The sequence below is a fragment of the Streptomyces sp. NBC_00637 genome (genome assembly GCF_045161545.1).
Classification (GTDB): Bacteria; Actinomycetota; Actinomycetes; order Streptomycetales; family Streptomycetaceae; genus Streptomyces.
In genome coordinates this window covers 1,783,183-1,799,156 of record NZ_CP109046.1, presented here as the reverse complement: position 1 = coordinate 1,799,156, position 15,974 = coordinate 1,783,183, and the positions used below count along the sequence as shown (strand labels likewise).

Here is a 15,974-nt window from a genome sequence, read left to right as displayed (position 1 = left end):
GTCTCCCGTTCCGCTGTCGTCCCTGCTGTCCTGACATGACATCTGAACAGGGCGCTTGTCAGTTGTGTTGGAAACGTGAAAAGCTCTGCCCCTGCCGCGAGGTTCCCCCCAACTCCATTGCCGTCATGGTGAGTTGACCTTGCTTGTGGATGCAGGAGACTCATGCCCGACCTGCCGACCCCGAAGGACGCCGCCGAGGCCGCACTGTTCTCCGAGTGCTGGGACGCGGTCCTGTCGTATGCCGACCTGTGTACGTCCGGCTCGACCGCGGCGAACCAGCTGGCCCGTGAGGCGTTCGCGCTCGGCATACGCGAGGCCCGCGCCGCCGAGGACGGGACCGCACGAGGTTCCGGCCGCCGCTCCTCCCGGCTGCCCCGGATCCCGTTGCTGCTGACCGCCGTACGCACCACGGCCGCCACCTGGGAGGCCCGGGGACAGGGCCACAAACTCGACCCCGACCTGCGCCTGTGGCTGAACTCCGACAAGGCCGCACGGTACGTCGGACCGCCCCTGAGCCGCCCCATCGCCCTGCGCGGACTGCGCGACATGCAGGAACCGGACGCCGCCCTGCTGTGGCTGGCGGAGGTGGAGGCACTGCCGCTGCACGCCGTGGTCCGCAGGCAGGGCCTCGACCCGACCGCCGCCGTGGAGGAGCTGAACCAGGTCCGCGGACTGTTCCGGGACCGCTGCCACCGCAACCATCTCGACACGCCGATGGACGCGGAGTGCCGCAGCTACGTCCGGCTCCTGGACGCCGTCACCCGCTCGCCCGGCGCCGACACGCCCCCCGACCTCTCCCGCCATCTCGCCACCTGCGTGGAGTGCGCGGAGGCCGCCGCCTGTCTGCGGCTGCACGGGGGAGGGCTGCCCGCCGCCCTCGCCCAAGGCGTCATCGGCTGGGGCGGCCTCGCCTACCTGGAGCGCCGCCGCCGGGCCGCCGAGGTGCGCCTCGGCGCCGGACGCCCCGACGCGCCGGACGCCGAGGGCACGGCGACGCACCTCGCCGCGAGCCGGGCGCGCATGCTGCGGGGCGGGATGCTCGCCGCCGCCGTGCTGGTCTCCGTCGTGGCACTCGCCGTGTCGATGATGCCCGGCGACACCGGTGCCGGCAGCGGCGGCGAGAACGTCGCCCAGGGCAACCCCGCGGACAGCACCCCGGTCGCCGGACCCGGCTCCGTCCTGCCGTCCGCGGATCCCGCCACCTCCGCCGCGCCGTCCTCGTCCGGCCCGGCGGCGTCCGCGAGCGGTACGCCCTCGGCACCGGACGACGACGCCGGGAAGCCCGACCCCGAGCCCCAGGGCACATCCTCGGCCACCGCCGGTGCCGGGGGAAGCGAGGACACGGCGGCCTGCGAGGTCACGTACGACCTCGTCAACCAGTGGCCCGACGGCTTCCAGGCCACCGTCACCGTCACCACCGCCGTGACGCTCGACGGCTGGCGGGTGGCCTGGTCCTTCCGCGACGGCCAGAAGGTCGACCAGATGTGGGACGCGAGCGTCGCCCAGAACGGCTCGCGCGTAAGCGCCACCGCCGCCGACTACAACAGGTCCGTCTCGGCGAACGGCACGCTCACCTTCGGCTTCCTCGCTTCCTGGCAGGGCAAGAACAGCGCGCCGTACGCGTTCACCCTCAACGGGCAGACGTGCACGAACTCCTGACGCACGGCGGCTGAACCGGCCGCCGGCGGAAACGGAGCGCGGGACGGAAAGAGGGGGGCGGATCTGTTTCCGCCCCCCTCTCGTCGTGGCGCACGTGGCGCGGCGCACACGGCGAAGGTGGCGAGCGTGGCGAACGATCCGAGGTTCCGTCGGCGCGGGGGCGACAGCCGGGTGCCGGGCCGCGAGCCGGGACCATCGGCGAGGGGCCGAAATTGGGTGGCAACCGGTTTCCCACGCCCCTATCCTGAGTGAGCTTCGAGCGGGGCCGACGGCCGTGCTGTCCGTCGTATGAGGAACTCGAGGAACGGGAGGTGTGACCGATGACTGTCGCCGAGAAGGGTGCTGTTCGCAGCGACCAGACGTCCGTCCACTCCACCTCCGCGGTCTCCGGCTGACCACTTCTTCCGCTTCGCCGACGCGAGCGCTGCCGGGGCCGCCCCTGTGAAGGGTTTCCCTTGCATTTCCCCTCCGCCGCCTCTCCTTCGGCTGTGCCGCTGTCTCTCGCCGCGTACGGCTGGGACACCGACCGGGACGCCGAATTCGCCCCCTATGCCGCGCAGGGTCTCCTGCCCGGCCGTGTCGTGCGGGTCGACCGTGGCCTGTGCGATGTCGTCACCACGGCGGGCATCGTGCGCGCCGACACCGAGTTCGTCGTCCCCCGTGACCCGCTGAAGGTCGTGTGCACGGGCGACTGGGTCGCCGTCGACCCCGAGGACGCCGATCCGCGGTACGTCCAGACACTTCTGACGCGCCGTACGGCCTTCGTACGTTCCACCTCCTCCAAGCGGTCCGAGGGTCAGATCCTCGCCGCCAACGTCGACCACGCCGTCGTCGCGATGTCCCTGGCCGTCGAACTCGACCTCGGTCGCGTCGAACGGTTCCTGGCGCTGGCCTGGGAGTCGGGCGCCCAGCCCGTCGTCGTGCTCACCAAGGCCGACCTGGTGCCCGACCCGGTCGCGCTGTCGTACCTCGTCGAGGACGTCGGCGCGAGCGCGCCCGGCGTGCCCGTCCTCACCGTCTGCGCGCGCGACGGCGACGGCGTCGAGGAGCTCGCCGAACTGCTCGGGCGGGGCACATCCGTGCTGCTCGGGGCGTCCGGCGCGGGCAAGTCGACGCTCGCGAACGCGCTCGTCGGCGAGGACGTGATGGGCGTCCAGGCCACCCGCGACATGGACGGCAAGGGACGGCACACCACCACCACCCGCAACCTGCTGCCGCTGCCCGCCGGGGGCGTCCTCATCGACACGCCGGGGCTGCGCGGCGTGGGCCTCTGGGACGCCGGCGCCGGGGTCGGACAGGTCTTCTCGGAGATCGAGGAGTTCGCCCGGGGCTGCCGGTTCCACGACTGCGCGCACGAGTCCGAGCCGGGCTGCGCGGTGCGGGCGGCCGTCGAGGACGGGGCCCTGCCCCAACGACGGCTGGAGAGCTATCACAAGCTCGTCCGGGAGAACCAGTGGATCGTCGCCAAGTCCGACGCCCGCATGCGCGCGAACGTCCGCCAGGACTGGAAGCGCAAGCAGGCCGCCGGCCGGGCCGCGGGGGAGGCGAAGCGCGGGCGTGGACCGTGGCGACCCGCTCCGCCGCGGTGACGATCGTCTGTTTCGGTAGCGCTTGCCGGGCCTGGACCGTGTGCCTGTTTCGGTAGCGCTTGCCGGTGCCAGCGTCGGTGCCGGTGCCGGTGCCGGTGCCGGTGCCGGCAAGCGTTACCGTGCGCCGCGGCACGGAGTACTGACGGCGTCAGGTGCCGACCAGACAGGCGCGCCGGTCAGCTCGTGGGCCGCCGCCCTTGGGCAGCCGCGTCGCAGCCGTGGCCGTCTGCCACCTCAGTGGCCCCGAGGCCATCGCGGCGTGGCTGCAGCCGTCGACGGGAGGCATGCAGCGGGGCATACGAGGGGACGCGTCGTCACGTCCTACTCGTCCGGGTCCCAGGCGCTGAGCCGGTCGAAGAGACGTCGGTCGCCTTCGAGCTTCAGGGAGTCGATCGGGATACGGTCGTGCAGGATGAGCACCAGCTCGTTGGCCGTACCCCAAGCGGAAAGGTTGGCCGCGTCCGGGTCCCGGTCGGCAGCGGTGTCCGATATGCCGCCGGGTCCGGGGAGACGGGCGGTCCGTGCGCCCTCGGCGGAGAGCGAGAGGCGCCAGGAGCGGCCCTCGGAGGCACGGAAGTCGATGACAGCGGGCTCGTGCGGCCAGGCACTCGTCGTCGCGACGCAGGTGGACAGGAACTCGTCGACACCGTCGAGGGCCACCTCGACCGGCAGCGGCTGCGGGGCACCCACGGTGATCTGGGCGTCGTAGGTGTGCACCGCCATCTGCTGGAGCTGATGCCGAGCCACGGCACCGGAGGTGTGCGGTGACTGCAACGTCTCCCACCATGCCCAGCAACCGCGATCCGGGCCGGCCTTCCGCAGTGCGTCCAGCAGTTGCTCCGTGGACTCCGCCAACCAGGCCGGCAGCGCCTCGCGGTTCCGAGGCGCGGCGGGAGCGCCCTCCGCCGCCGACTTGGCCGGAGCAGGCCCGGCGGCGACGGTGGCGGCCCAGTCCCGGCGCCCCTCGCCGATGTGCTGTGCCAGATCGAACAGCGTCCACTCGGGGCAGGTGGGCACCTGCACGTCGAGGCTGGGCGCGGAGGCGACCGCGGCGCGGAAGGCGGTCGACCGGTCGTCGATCAGGCGCAGCAGAGCGGGGAACTCGAGTGTCGTTGTCACCCGGACTCCCTATCACCGCCTTCCCATAATCGGACAGCGATTTTCACAGCCGCCGCAGGCGGGCCCGCACCACCGAGGCGACCTGCCCGCGTTCTTCAACGCTTGCCGGCCCTGGTAACCGTTGCCGGGCCCCGGTAACCCGTGTCGGCGTCGGTCACGCTTGCCGGTCGCGGTAACCCATGCCGGCCCAAGTAACCCATGCCAGCGGGGTAACGCTTGCCGGTCGCGGTAACGCGTGTCCGTACGGGGAGCGCCTGCCGGTCGGGAACCGTTTCCGGTCGGTTTCCGGGGCAACGTCACGTCCGATTTCCGCTAGCACCGTTTGTCCCGGGCGCGAAGACTGGAGTCCATGACGGACCAGGACACGCGTTACGAGGCGGTCCGCAGCAGGGACGCCCGGTTCGACGGCGAGTTCTTCTTCGCCGTCGAGACCACCGGTATCTACTGTCGGCCCAGTTGCCCCGCCGTGACGCCGAAACGCCACAACGTGCGTTTCTTCGCGACGGCCGCCGCCGCGCAGGGCTCGGGTTTCCGGGCCTGCCGGCGGTGCCGCCCGGACGCCGTGCCGGGCTCGGCCGACTGGAACGCGCGCGCCGACGTCGTCGGCCGGGCCGTGCGGCTGATCGGCGACGGCGTCGTCGACCGTGAGGGTGTCACCGGGCTCGCCGTACGGCTCGGCTACAGCGCCCGCCAGGTGCAGCGGCAGCTCACCGCCGAACTCGGCGCCGGACCGGTCGCCCTGGCCCGGGCGCAACGCGCGCACACCGCGCGGGTGCTGCTCCAGACGACGGGTCTGCCGGTCACGGAGATCGCCTTCGCGGCCGGGTTCGCCAGCGTGCGCCAGTTCAACGACACCGTGCGGACCGTGTACGCGTCGACCCCGACCGAGCTGCGGGCCGCCGTACGCGCGGCCCGCCGCGGCGCCACCCCGTCCGCGGGGATCCCGCTGCGGCTCGCCCACCGGGGCCCCTACCACGCGGGCGCCGTGTTCGACCTGCTGCGACGGGAGGCCGTCGCCGGGGTGGAGGAGGTGTGCGGGCCGCCCGGCGGGCGTACCTACCGCCGTACGCTGCGACTGCCGTACGGCACCGGGATCGGCGCCGTGGACGAGCGGGTGGGCGACGCCGGCCGGGCCTCGGCCGTCCACCCCGGCGGCTGGCTCGACGCGCGACTGCATCTCACCGACCTCCGCGACCTCACCACCGCCGTCCAGCGACTGCGCCGGCTGTTCGACCTCGACTCCGACCCGTACGCCGTCGACGAGCGACTCGGCGCCGATCCGCAGCTCGCTCCGCTGGTCGCCGCCCGGCCCGGCCTGCGGGCGCCGGGGGCCGCCGATCCTGAGGAGTACGCGGTGCGCGCGGTCGTGGGGCGGGCGGCGGCCGAACGGCTCGTTCGCGCCCATGGCAAGGCCCTCGACGCGCCCTGCGGGACGCTCACGCATCTCTTCCCCGAGCCTGCCGTCCTGGCGCAGGCCGCGTCCGGGTCCCCGTCCGGGTCGGCGTCCGGGTCCCCGTCCGGGTCGGCGTCCGGGTCCCCGGCCCAGGAGCCGCTGGGCGCTCTCACCACCGCCCTCGCCGACGGCACCGTACGGCTGGATCCGGGGGTCGACCGGGACGACGCCCAGGAGGCGCTGCTGGCGCTGCCCGGGCTGGACGCCCGTACCATCGCGGAGATCCGTGCCCGCGCCCTCGGCGACCCCGACGTCGTGCCGGCCGGCATGGACGTCCCCGACACCTGGCGCCCCTGGCGCACCTACGCCCTGCACCACCTGCGCGCCGCGGAGGAACGATGACCGACCTGACGTACTGGACCAGCGTCGAGAGCCCGCTCGGGCCTCTGCTGCTCACCGCGGACGCGGACTCCACGCTGACCTCGCTCTCCGTGCCCGGGCAGAAGGGCGGGCGGACCGTCCAGGACGGCTGGCGGCACGACCCCGGCCCCTTCCGCTCCGCCGCCGAGCAGCTCGCCGCCTACTTCGCCGCCGAGCTGAAGGAGTTCCGGCTGCCGCTGCGCGGTGACGGCACCGAGTTCCGCGAACGCGTGTGGGCCGCCCTCGACTCCGTGCCCTACGGAGCGACCACGACCTACGGCGAGATCGCGGCCCGCGTCGGCGCCTCGCGCATGGCCGTACGGGCCGTCGGAGGGGCGATCGGGGCCAATCCGCTGCTGATCGTGCGGCCCTGCCACCGGGTGATCGGCGCCGACGGCTCGCTGACGGGATACGCGGGCGGGCTGGAGCGCAAGGTCCGGCTGCTCACGCTGGAGGGTTCGCTCCGGGAACCGTCGCAGTCGTCGGCGTGATCGCGGGGGCCGCCGCCGGGCACGTCATCCCCACAGCACCGTCCCCAGCCACGCCCCCATGATCAACAGGCAGGTGAACAGCTCCGTGAGGACGCTGGAGCCGCCCGAGCGCATCGCCGTGCGCAGGGCGGCCCGGGCCTCGCCGTGGCGGCCCAGACGGAGACGTTCGGAGAGATAGATACCGCCCATGAACCCGGGGATCGCGCCGATCACGGGGAGCAGGAAGAAGCCGAGGAACGCGCCGAGTCCCGCGTACACCGCCATCCGGGGGGTCGCGCCGCTCTCCCGCAGCCGTCGGGGCGGCAGCGTCCAGCGCACCACCTGCGACAGGAACAGCGTCACCGTGGCGGCGACCAGGACGAACCAGGCGACCGGCTGCGGATCCTCCAGCGCCCACCACGAGACCGCGGCCCACACCAGCCACGACCCCGGCACGCCGGGCACCAGCACTCCGCACAGGCCGAGCAGAATGACCAGTCCGACCAGCAGGAGTTGCGCCACTCCCATCTGCCCAGGGTGCCCGAGTCGAAGAGAACGCGCAGGTCAGCCATCCGGCATCGGAGCCGTCGGCGGGTACCGTCAGTGCTCCCGGGCCACCCAGCCGCGTTCGTACGCGTGCCAGCCCAGCTGCAACCGGGTCGTCACTCCCGTCAGCTCCATCAGACGCTTCACCCGGCGCTGGACGGTCCGCAGCCCGAGGTCGAGCTGCTTGGCGGCGCTCGCGTCGGTCATCCCGGCCAGCAGCAGGGAGAGGATCTCCAGATCGGCAGCGTCGGGGCCGTCCGGGGCCTGCTCGACGACGCCGGCCGCGCCGAGGCGCAGCGGCAACGCATCACGCCACACCGAGTCGAACAGGCCCGACAGCAGCTCCAGCAACCCGCTGGCGTGCACCACGAGCGCGGCGGGCTCGGCCGAGCGGCCGGTGAGCGGCACCAGGGCGAGCGAGCGGTCGGCGACGACGAGTTTCGTCGGCACGCGGTCCACCACCCGCACCTGTTCGTCCCTGTTCAACGCGGCGGTCAGTTCCGTCATGCCGTCCGGCTGGTCGAGCACCGCCCGCTCCAGTACGACGCGGTAGCGCACCCCGCGGGCGGTCGCCCGCTCCTCGGCGTCGTTCTCGCCGCCGGTCACGGCCACCGGGGTGCCGGTGACCAGCGCGCACACCTCCTCGCTCGCCCCGAGCTGGATCTGCAGGAAGCGCTGGGCGACGGCGGCGGCGCCCGTCACCACCTCGACCAGGTCGTGCACCGCCGGTTCGGCGGCGGCCGCCCGGTACTCCTCGGCGAGCAGGGCCGCCGCCAGCTCCGCCTTCTCCAGCTCGTGCCGCTGCTGGGTGAGCAGGGCGCCCAGGGCGACGCCCGGAGGCGCGGCGACCCAGCGGCCGGGACGACCCGAGGACTGCGCGGCGAGGCCGTGCCGTTCGAGCCGGCGCAGTGCGCGTTCCGTGTCGTGCTCGCCGAGGGTCAGCCGACGCGCCAGGTCGGGCACGTCGGCGGCGCCCACGGACACCAGCGCCCGGTACGCGGACTCGTGGGTCTCGTCCAGCCCTATCGCTCCCAGCATCGGGGTCTCTCCTCCTTCTGACGTCCCGTGAGTGGCGGGAAACAGCCACGGCGTAAACCCGCCGCCGCACATCATCGCCGTACCGCCGGTCACTCTGCCAAGGTGTGGCCACGGCGGAAACACGTGATCATCCACTGATCATCCACAGCGGAGATCCGGGAACGCCTTACGGACTCGGGCCGGTCGGCGACAACGCCACGGCGCGGAAACCTTTCGAGAACGTGATCCGGGCTCATGACGCGCAGGGGCGCATAGGGGATGTGAGCCTGGGTCACCCCATGTCGCCGGGCGGTTCTCCCGTGGGGGGTGGAACCGCCCGGCGACCTTTTTCCACACCTTGTTTCGCACTGCTGTCCAGGACGTCACTCGACTCGCTGTTCGACACACGTGCGGTGGCGCATTTTCCGGATGCCCCGTTTTCATCCTGCCTCCGCGGTGGACAATCGGTTGCATGAGCCAGCAGGGGGGAAAGCCCACCGGTCACGAGGACGACTGGTGGGGGCAGTTGTACGACGACGCCACCGAGGACACGGGGCCCGCACGCACCGCAGACTCCCTGGACGACCGTTTCGCCTCGGCCGCCGGAACGGTGCGCTCCGGCGGTACGGCGGAGAGCGCGGGTACGCCGGACGGCGTCGCCGGTCCCGGTCCCGGACCCACGGCGGCCTCGCGGCGCTCGCAGGGCACGGGCGGAACGGGCGAGTCCGGCGAGGCCGGTGGGACGGGCGGGACGGGCGGGATGGGCGGGACGGTGGGCGACGCGGGTACCGCGGACGCCTCCGGCGGAGCGGGCCCCGTGCCGGCGCCCCGCTCCGCCGAGCGATCCGGCGCCGCCGGAGGAACCGACTGGTGGACGTCTTCGGCCGCCGCGACGACCGCAGGGGCGCCATCGCCGCCGGAAGCCACAGTTCCGCCGCCCCGGGGCCGATCGGCCGCCGAGCCCGCGCCGGCGCGGGAGACCGGGTGGGACGTCCCCTGGGACACGGGGCCCGACCTGGACCCCGACCCCAACCTCGACCCTGACTCCTATCTCGCTGGTGCTGGTGCTGGTCCTGACACCGGTATCGGTACCGGCACCGGCACCGGCACCGGACGTGACGGCGATGAGCGGGACGGCTGGAGCGACGTCGACGCCGGTGACGTGGAAACGGACCGGGACGCCCGTCCGCAGGGGCGGCACCGCGCGCCCTGGGAGTCGCCGCCGGCCACGCCCGTCGGCCCCACGAACTTCCCGCCCCGCCCGCTGCCCCCGGGATTCGCCGAGCGGGGGCACCATGGCTCCGCCCCCTCCGCGTCCTTCTCCACCCCTTCCGCCGTCGACGGTCCTGCGCCGACGGAGACACCCCCGGGCATTTCCGAACCCATGGCTCCGCCGTCCGTCCCGCCGCCCGCACCGCCGTCGGTCCCGGCGGCCGTCCCACCGTCCGGCTCGCCCGCGAAGCCGACGACCGCACCCGGCGGACCGGGCACCACGACCGAGCCGGTCGAGGACGTCAGTCGACCGGCCTCACCGGCGGCGGCGCCACCACCGCCCGCGATGCCCCCCGTTCCGGCCCACGCGCCTGCGCCTCCGCCTTCGCCCCCGCAGGCGCCCACCACGTCCGTCGACGGTTCGGCGGCACCCCTCCACGGGACGAACCCCGCGCTTGACCAGGAACGGGAGCCGGACGGCGTACGCGCCCCCGTCTCGCCGAGCAGCTCCCCACCGGACCATCCCCCCACCGTCGTCGGCCTCCCCGCCCCGCCCGCGCTCGCCCCCCTGTCCACCTCCTCCACCTCCTCCAGGGACTACGTCGGTTCGGGACCGCCCACCTACGACGCCGAGCCCACCGCTCTTCCGCCCGCGGACCCGGACGACCTCGACGACCTGGTCGCCGACACCGTCCTGGACGGCGCCCGGTACGGATCCTGGGCGCTGCGGGCCGCGTCGGCACGGGGGGACTCCGCCCGCTACCGGGGGGAGCCGCGCCGTGACTCGCTACTCACCGCCCGCTTCGGCACGGGGGACCAGGCGCTGATCCTGGTCGCGATGGCGACCGGCGCCCGGGCGACCCCGGGAGCGCACCGGGCGGCCGCCGAGGTGTGCCGGTGGATCGGGCGGGCCGTGGGCCGCAGTCACGTCCGGCTCGCGGAGGACATCAGGGCGGCCCGGCGCGGAGACCTGAAGTCGGGCCTGCACCGGCTCACCGACCGCAGCCTCGGCCGGCTCCGCGCCGGCGCCGCCGAACAGGGCCTGGCGCCGGAGGAGTACGCGGCCACGTTGCGGTGCCTGCTCCTGCCCGCCGACCCCGCCTGCCGTACGCGCGTCTTCTTCGGTGTCGGTGCCGGCGGACTGTTCCGGCTGCGCGGCGGTGTGTGGCGGGACATCGAACCGCAGGTGGGCGCGGTGGCGGGCGAGCCGGTCGTCGGGTTCGGTTCGCTGCCGGCCGAGACGCCCGAGGGCGACCGGCTCACCATGGACCTGGGCATCACCACCCCGCCGAACCCCTACGACCCGGACCCGGAACCGCCCCGTGAGCCGTTCCGGTTCCGCGCCTCCGTAGCCCGCCCGGGTGACACGCTCCTGATGTGCACCGACGGCATGGCGGAACCCCTGCGCGGGGAGCCGGAGCTGTCCGCGTACCTGACGGGACGCTGGTCGGGCCCCACTCCGCCCGGTGTCGCCGCCTTCCTCGCCGACACCCAGGTGAGAGTGAAGGGCTACGCCGACGACCGCACGGCGGCGGCCGTCTGGGAGGCGTAACCGGGTCGCCGCGGCCACTGTGGAGGGAGGGACCCGAGGAGACCGAAGGGGTGCGTCGACCCATGGCCAAGCAGAACGTCGCGGAACAGTTCGTGGACATCCTCGCCCGCGCGGGAGTGCGCCGCCTCTACGGTGTCGTGGGGGACAGCCTCAATCCCGTCGTGGACGCGGTGCGGCGCAACCCCGCCATGGACTGGATCCATGTCCGTCACGAGGAGACGGCCGCGTTCGCCGCCGGTGCGGAGGCCCAGATCACCGGGAAGCTCACGGCCTGCGCGGGCTCCTGCGGACCCGGCAACCTCCATCTCATCAACGGCCTCTACGACGCCCACCGCTCCATGGCTCCCGTCCTCGCCCTCGCCTCGCACATCCCGTCCAGCGAAATCGGTCTCGGCTACTTTCAGGAAACCCACCCCGACCAGCTGTTCCGGGAGTGCAGTCATTACAGCGAGCTGATCTCCAGCCCGAAACAGATGCCCCGGCTGCTGCACACGGCCATCCAGAACGCGGTCGGCCGCGGTGGCGTCAGTGTCGTGTCGCTGCCCGGTGACATCGCCGACCAGACGGCTCCCGACAAAGCCGTCGAAACCGCTCTCGTAACCGCCCGGCCGACCGTCCGCCCCGGCGACGCCGAGATCGACGCGCTCGTCGCGATGATCGACGCGGCCGACAAGGTCACCCTGTTCTGCGGCAGCGGCACGGCCGGCGCGCATGCCGAGGTCATGGAGTTCGCCGGGAAGATCAAGTCCCCGGTGGGCCATGCGTTGCGCGGCAAGGAACATATCCAGTACGACAATCCGTACGACGTCGGAATGAGTGGTCTGCTCGGTTACGGCGCCGCCTACGAGGCCACGCACGAGTGCGACCTGCTGATCCTGCTCGGAACCGATTTCCCGTACAACGCCTTCCTCCCCGACGACGTGAAGATCGCCCAGGTCGACGTACGGCCCGAACACCTCGGCCGCCGCTCGAAACTGGACCTCGCCGTGTGGGGCGACGTACGGGAGACCCTGCGCTGTCTCATCCCGCGGGTGCGAGCCAAGGAGAACCGGCGGTTCCTCGACCGGATGCTGAAGAAGCACGCCGACGCGCTGGAGGGGGTGGTCAAGGCGTACACGCGGAAAGTGGAGAAACACGTACCCATCCATCCCGAGTACGTCGCCGCCGTCCTCGACGAACTCGCCGACGAGGACGCCGTGTTCACCGTCGACACCGGTATGTGCAACGTCTGGGCCGCCCGCTATCTGACGCCCAACGGCCGTCGTCGTGTGATCGGTTCCTTCTCCCACGGCTCCATGGCGAACGCGCTGCCCATGGCGATCGGCGCCCAGTTCACCGACCGCCGCCGTCAGGTCGTGTCGATGTCCGGCGACGGCGGTTTCGCCATGCTGATGGGCGACTTCCTGACGCTGGTGCAGTACGACCTGCCGGTGAAGGTCGTCCTCTTCAACAACTCGTCCCTCGGGATGGTGGAGTTGGAGATGCTGGTCGCCGGGCTGCCCTCGTACGGCACGACCAACAAGAACCCCGACTTCGCCGCCGTCGCCCGCGCCTGCGGCGCCCACGGCGTGCGGGTCGAGAAACCCAGACAGCTGGCCGGCGCGTTGAAGGACGCCTTCCGGCACAAGGGCCCGGCCCTCGTCGACGTCGTCACCGACCCCAACGCCCTGTCCATCCCGCCGAAGATCAGCGCCGAGATGGTGACCGGGTTCGCGCTCTCCGCCTCGAAGATCGTTCTCGATGGCGGAGTGGGCCGGATGCTTCAGATGGCCCGCTCCAACCTGCGCAACATGCCCCGGCCGTAGGGCGGGGGCGGCCGGCCGGGCCGACCATCGGTCCGACTGCCACGGTCCGACTGCCCACGGTCGGGCTGTCCACCGGCCGGGCGCCCAACGGTCGGGCCTTCCATCGGCCGGGCGCCCAACGGTCGGGCCTTCCATCGGCCGGGGCGTCAGTCGCCGGTCAGGACCCACTGACGTGCACCGTTCTCGGAGCCGTACCAGTAACGCGGCAGTCCCTTGACGCCGCTCGTGCGGAACGGGCGACCGCGGTCGTCGATACGGACCGTGCCGGTACGACCCTGGGACGACCAGTCCAGCTCGAGGTACCAGTCGCAGGCGCAGGTCTCGGTCCGTGCCGTGACCAGCAGCACCTCGGGGTCGGTGCTGGACACGCGGTACGGCAGGCTCACCGCCGGAATCGGCGTGCCCGCGTCGTTGCCGGCGACCGAGTGCGCCACGGGACGGTCCTTGTCCAGGTCGACCGAGAAGTAACGCTTGCTGAGCTCGCCGCCGCAGCCCTGGTCCATGGCGTACGCGGTGCCCTGCGCGGGGGCCGCACGACCGACGACCCGCACGCGCAGCGCCGTCAGCACGACGGCCGTGGAGCTGCGGCCCTGCACCGAGATCTCCACGTTGGTCTCCCGCCCGTGCACCGCGCCCTGGGCGGTCGCCCAGGGGCCGGCGTCCTGCTCCGCCGGGGGCGGCGGAACCTGCGCCGGCGGCTTGTCGATGACGTAGTCGTGACTGCAGTTCAGCGCCCATACCTGCGAGTCGACGGTCCAGGCGAGCGGCACGCCCGACGCGGGAGCCGAGGCCTTGCCACCGGCCGGGGAGGTGTCCGAGGAAGGGGAGTTCCTTGCGGGTCGGCTGGAGGCGGAGGCGGAGGCGGTGCCGGGGGTTGGTGAGGTGATCGCGCCGGGCGTCGGGGAGTGGGACGGGGCCGTCCTCCGGGGCGCGGCCGTGGCGGAGCCGGAGTACGGGGTCACGTCGGCGGAGGCGGAGGGGTGGCCGCCGCCGGGCAGTGCGGACAGCGTTCCCAGGGTGGCGAGCACCACGCAGGCGACACCGACGGTGACCGTGGCGCGCCGACGGCGATACCAAGAGCGTTGCGGTACCCGGTTCCCGTCCGGTTTCCGGGCCTGCGCGCTTGCGGTGGGCCCGGTACTCGTTCCTCCCGGCGTTTCAGCGGGTTTCGCGGCGTCTGTCGTGGTCGCGGTGACGGGCGTTTCCGGCGCCACCGCTGTTTCTGTCGTTACCGGCGTTACCGACGCTTCCGGTGTCCCTGTTGTTCGCGGTGTTTCCGACCGCTCGTGGGTCTCACCTGTTTCCTGGGTTTCCGCGGCTCCCCGGGCCTCCCGGGCTCCCACGGTTTCCGTTGTCTCCGGGAGGTTCGTGGGCCGGGTCCGCTGGCGGGCCGCCACCGCTCGCAACCACCGCCGGTGCAGTTCGAGGCGTTCGTCGGGTGTCGCCCCGCAGAACTCCGCGAGCCGTTCGACAGGGGCGAAATCCTGCGGAACCGCCTCCCCGGCGCAGTACCGGTGCAGCGTCGAGGTGTTCATGCCCAGCCGACGGGCGAGGGAGCCGTAGCTGCGCTCCGTGCGCCCCTTCAGTTCCGTCAGCAGCGCCGCGAACTCCGTCACATCGGCCACACCGTCGTCGGTCGACACCGTTCTCCCCGTGTTCGTCCGGCCCGGCGGTCATCCCAGGCAGTCATATACCTGCACGTCAGATGGGCTGGGATGGTTCCACCCGGGCCGATCGGGTGCTGACCGTTGCACCGGACCGCCCGGAGCGCCGATGCTCTTGGTGTCGCACCGCCCAGGGCCGGACCGACCAACCGGCGTCGTGGTGACGACCCACAGCCAGGCACTCACTCACGGGGGACACCCATGTCCAAGCGCATCCGAGCAGGCACGCTCAGCGGGCTCACCGCACTCACGGCGGCGGGTCTCGCCCTCGGCACCGTGCTCGCCGCACCGGCGGGCGCCGCCGCTCCGCGAACGCCCGGGTTCCTCTCGGCCGCCGATCTTCCGCCGCACCCCGGCTCGCCCTGGACGGCCGGCAAGGTCACCGCAGGCGCGTCGCCGGACGTGGAGGTGGACCGCTGTCTCGGCAAGGCACTGGGCGACGGCCGCGACTCCTGGTACCGCGACTTCCGGACCGACGTCGACACGAGTGCCCGTCAGGTGAGTGTCGAGCTGACGAGCGTCAGCGCGGCGAAGGGGCGGTTGTCCCGCGTCGAACACGACATCAGGTCCTGCCCCGCGTGGATCGAGCAGGCCGACCCGGAGACCGAGGCCACCCTCAAGGACTACGGGAAGCTGAACGTGGAGGAAGGCGCCCACGTCTACGGCCTGCACACCGAGACCTCCTGGGGCGCGACCGACATCCGCCTCCTGTCGGTCGGCCGGGACGGCACGACGGTGACGGTCGTGGACTGGGGTCAGCTGGGCGGCTTCGGCGACGCCCCCGTGGAGGCCTTCAAGAAGACGACCGTCACGGCCGTCCGCAAGCTCCACTGACACACGACCACCGAGGAAAGAACCGGGGCCGCCGCCCTCCCGCCACGGGGGTCGGGAGGGTCGGTGGCCCCGTATGACCGCACATACCGCACACCCATCAGTCAGGCCGGACAGGCCGTACACAAGAGACCTACGGGGAAGACACATGACCAGCGACATCAGCACGACCGACAACGGCGCGACCGACGGCAACGGCGTCACCGACAGCATCGGCACGGGCGGCAGCCGCGCGGCCCGTTTCCGTACCGCCCGTCGCCGTACGGCCCTCGCCGCCGGCCTCGCCCTGGCCCTCGGCGTCGGTGTGACGGCCCAGGCCTCGGCCGGCAGCCCGCGCAGCGTGAGCGGCAAGCCGTCCGACAACATCACGCGTATCGCCGACTTCTACGGCGCCTACATCGACGCGGTGACCGACGAGGGCGGCGACAAGCTCGCGGACGAACTCCGCAAGCACTACCTCACCCCCGCCTTCCAGAAGGAGCTGGCGGCCTGGGAGGACAAGAACCACGCCAACGGCGTCCTCCAGGCCCAGAACGTCCCGCTCGCGTGGAAGGTCACCGACAACGGCACGGCGGACTACACGGAGGCCGTGGTCACCCTCACCTGGGGCAGCGAAAAGACCACGCTCATCGTCGACATGACCCGCGGCTCCCACAAGATCTTCCACATCGGCACGAAGGGAGCCTAGATCGGCTAG

Annotated in this window: 12 protein-coding genes and 1 pseudogene; 8 read left to right on the top strand and 5 right to left on the bottom strand. The window is 72.6% G+C overall.

Going from position 1 to position 15,974, the window contains the following annotated elements:
* The first annotated feature begins 162 nt into the window (after positions 1-162).
* Positions 163-1,659: a cellulose binding domain-containing protein gene (locus tag OG440_RS07660; protein ID WP_406006073.1), complete on the top strand. Its 1,497-nt coding sequence runs from the start codon at positions 163-165 to the stop codon at positions 1,657-1,659.
* 488 nt (positions 1,660-2,147) lie between these two features.
* Positions 2,148-3,248, top strand: coding sequence for a ribosome small subunit-dependent GTPase A (gene rsgA / locus OG440_RS07655; RefSeq protein ID WP_406006072.1), 1,101 nt, complete (start codon positions 2,148-2,150; stop codon positions 3,246-3,248).
* Between the two features lie 321 nt (positions 3,249-3,569).
* Here rsgA and OG440_RS07650 read toward each other — a convergent pair whose 3' ends face one another.
* A complete protein-coding gene (locus OG440_RS07650; RefSeq protein ID WP_406006071.1) occupies positions 3,570-4,367 on the bottom strand; it encodes a maleylpyruvate isomerase family mycothiol-dependent enzyme in 798 nt (265 codons plus the stop codon).
* A 349-nt stretch (positions 4,368-4,716) separates the two neighbouring features.
* On the opposite strand from OG440_RS07650, the gene OG440_RS07645 reads away from it, so the two are divergent.
* Positions 4,717-6,162, top strand: coding sequence for a DNA-3-methyladenine glycosylase 2 family protein (locus OG440_RS07645; protein ID WP_406006070.1), 1,446 nt, complete (start codon positions 4,717-4,719; stop codon positions 6,160-6,162).
* On the top strand, positions 6,159-6,671 hold the full coding sequence (locus OG440_RS07640; RefSeq protein WP_406006069.1) for a methylated-DNA--[protein]-cysteine S-methyltransferase: 513 nt from the start codon (positions 6,159-6,161) through the stop codon (positions 6,669-6,671). The genes OG440_RS07645 and OG440_RS07640 overlap by 4 nt, the downstream gene beginning before the upstream one ends.
* Positions 6,672-6,695: 24 nt before the next feature.
* Here OG440_RS07640 and OG440_RS07635 read toward each other — a convergent pair whose 3' ends face one another.
* Entirely contained in the window at positions 6,696-7,178 is a 483-nt protein-coding gene (locus OG440_RS07635; RefSeq protein ID WP_406006068.1) for a DUF456 domain-containing protein, read from the bottom strand.
* 72 nt (positions 7,179-7,250) lie between these two features.
* Entirely contained in the window at positions 7,251-8,234 is a 984-nt protein-coding gene (locus OG440_RS07630; RefSeq protein ID WP_406006067.1) for a helix-turn-helix domain-containing protein, read from the bottom strand.
* Positions 8,235-8,685: 451 nt separating this feature from the next.
* Between OG440_RS07630 and OG440_RS07625 the strand changes: the two genes are divergently transcribed.
* Positions 8,686-10,977 carry a protein phosphatase 2C domain-containing protein gene (locus tag OG440_RS07625; protein WP_406006066.1) on the top strand — a complete coding sequence of 764 codons (2,292 nt, stop codon included), beginning with the start codon at positions 8,686-8,688 and terminating at the stop codon, positions 10,975-10,977.
* Positions 10,978-11,039: 62 nt separating this feature from the next.
* On the top strand, positions 11,040-12,782 hold the full coding sequence (locus OG440_RS07620) for a pyruvate dehydrogenase (protein ID WP_406006065.1): 1,743 nt from the start codon (positions 11,040-11,042) through the stop codon (positions 12,780-12,782).
* 146 nt (positions 12,783-12,928) lie between these two features.
* Here OG440_RS07620 and OG440_RS07615 read toward each other — a convergent pair whose 3' ends face one another.
* A complete protein-coding gene (locus tag OG440_RS07615) occupies positions 12,929-13,813 on the bottom strand; it encodes a hypothetical protein (protein ID WP_406011291.1) in 885 nt (294 codons plus the stop codon).
* A gap of 447 nt (positions 13,814-14,260) precedes the next feature.
* Positions 14,261-14,398 (bottom strand): annotated as a pseudogene (locus OG440_RS07610) (helix-turn-helix domain-containing protein); the annotation flags it as partial.
* Positions 14,399-14,647: 249 nt separating this feature from the next.
* Between OG440_RS07610 and OG440_RS07605 the strand changes: the two are divergent.
* Positions 14,648-15,280 carry a hypothetical protein gene (locus tag OG440_RS07605; RefSeq protein ID WP_406006064.1) on the top strand — a complete coding sequence of 211 codons (633 nt, stop codon included), beginning with the start codon at positions 14,648-14,650 and terminating at the stop codon, positions 15,278-15,280.
* A 145-nt stretch (positions 15,281-15,425) separates the two neighbouring features.
* Entirely contained in the window at positions 15,426-15,965 is a 540-nt protein-coding gene (locus OG440_RS07600; RefSeq protein ID WP_406006063.1) for a hypothetical protein, read from the top strand.
* Positions 15,966-15,974: the final 9 nt, after the last annotated feature.

Bases quoted from the DNA above. Each gene is read 5' to 3' on its own strand.
- OG440_RS07660 (WP_406006073.1), top strand. From the start codon at position 163: ATGCCCGACCTGCCGACCCCGAAGGACGCCGCCGAGGCCGCACTGTTC.
- OG440_RS07645 (WP_406006070.1), top strand. From the start codon at position 4,717: ATGACGGACCAGGACACGCGTTACGAGGCGGTCCGCAGCAGGGACGCC.
- OG440_RS07640 (WP_406006069.1), top strand. From the start codon at position 6,159: ATGACCGACCTGACGTACTGGACCAGCGTCGAGAGCCCGCTCGGGCCT.
- OG440_RS07635 (WP_406006068.1), bottom strand. From the start codon at position 7,178: ATGGGAGTGGCGCAACTCCTGCTGGTCGGACTGGTCATTCTGCTCGGC.
- OG440_RS07630 (WP_406006067.1), bottom strand. From the start codon at position 8,234: ATGCTGGGAGCGATAGGGCTGGACGAGACCCACGAGTCCGCGTACCGG.
- OG440_RS07625 (WP_406006066.1), top strand. From the start codon at position 8,686: ATGAGCCAGCAGGGGGGAAAGCCCACCGGTCACGAGGACGACTGGTGG.
- OG440_RS07620 (WP_406006065.1), top strand. From the start codon at position 11,040: ATGGCCAAGCAGAACGTCGCGGAACAGTTCGTGGACATCCTCGCCCGC.
- OG440_RS07605 (WP_406006064.1), top strand. From the start codon at position 14,648: ATGTCCAAGCGCATCCGAGCAGGCACGCTCAGCGGGCTCACCGCACTC.
- OG440_RS07600 (WP_406006063.1), top strand. From the start codon at position 15,426: ATGACCAGCGACATCAGCACGACCGACAACGGCGCGACCGACGGCAAC.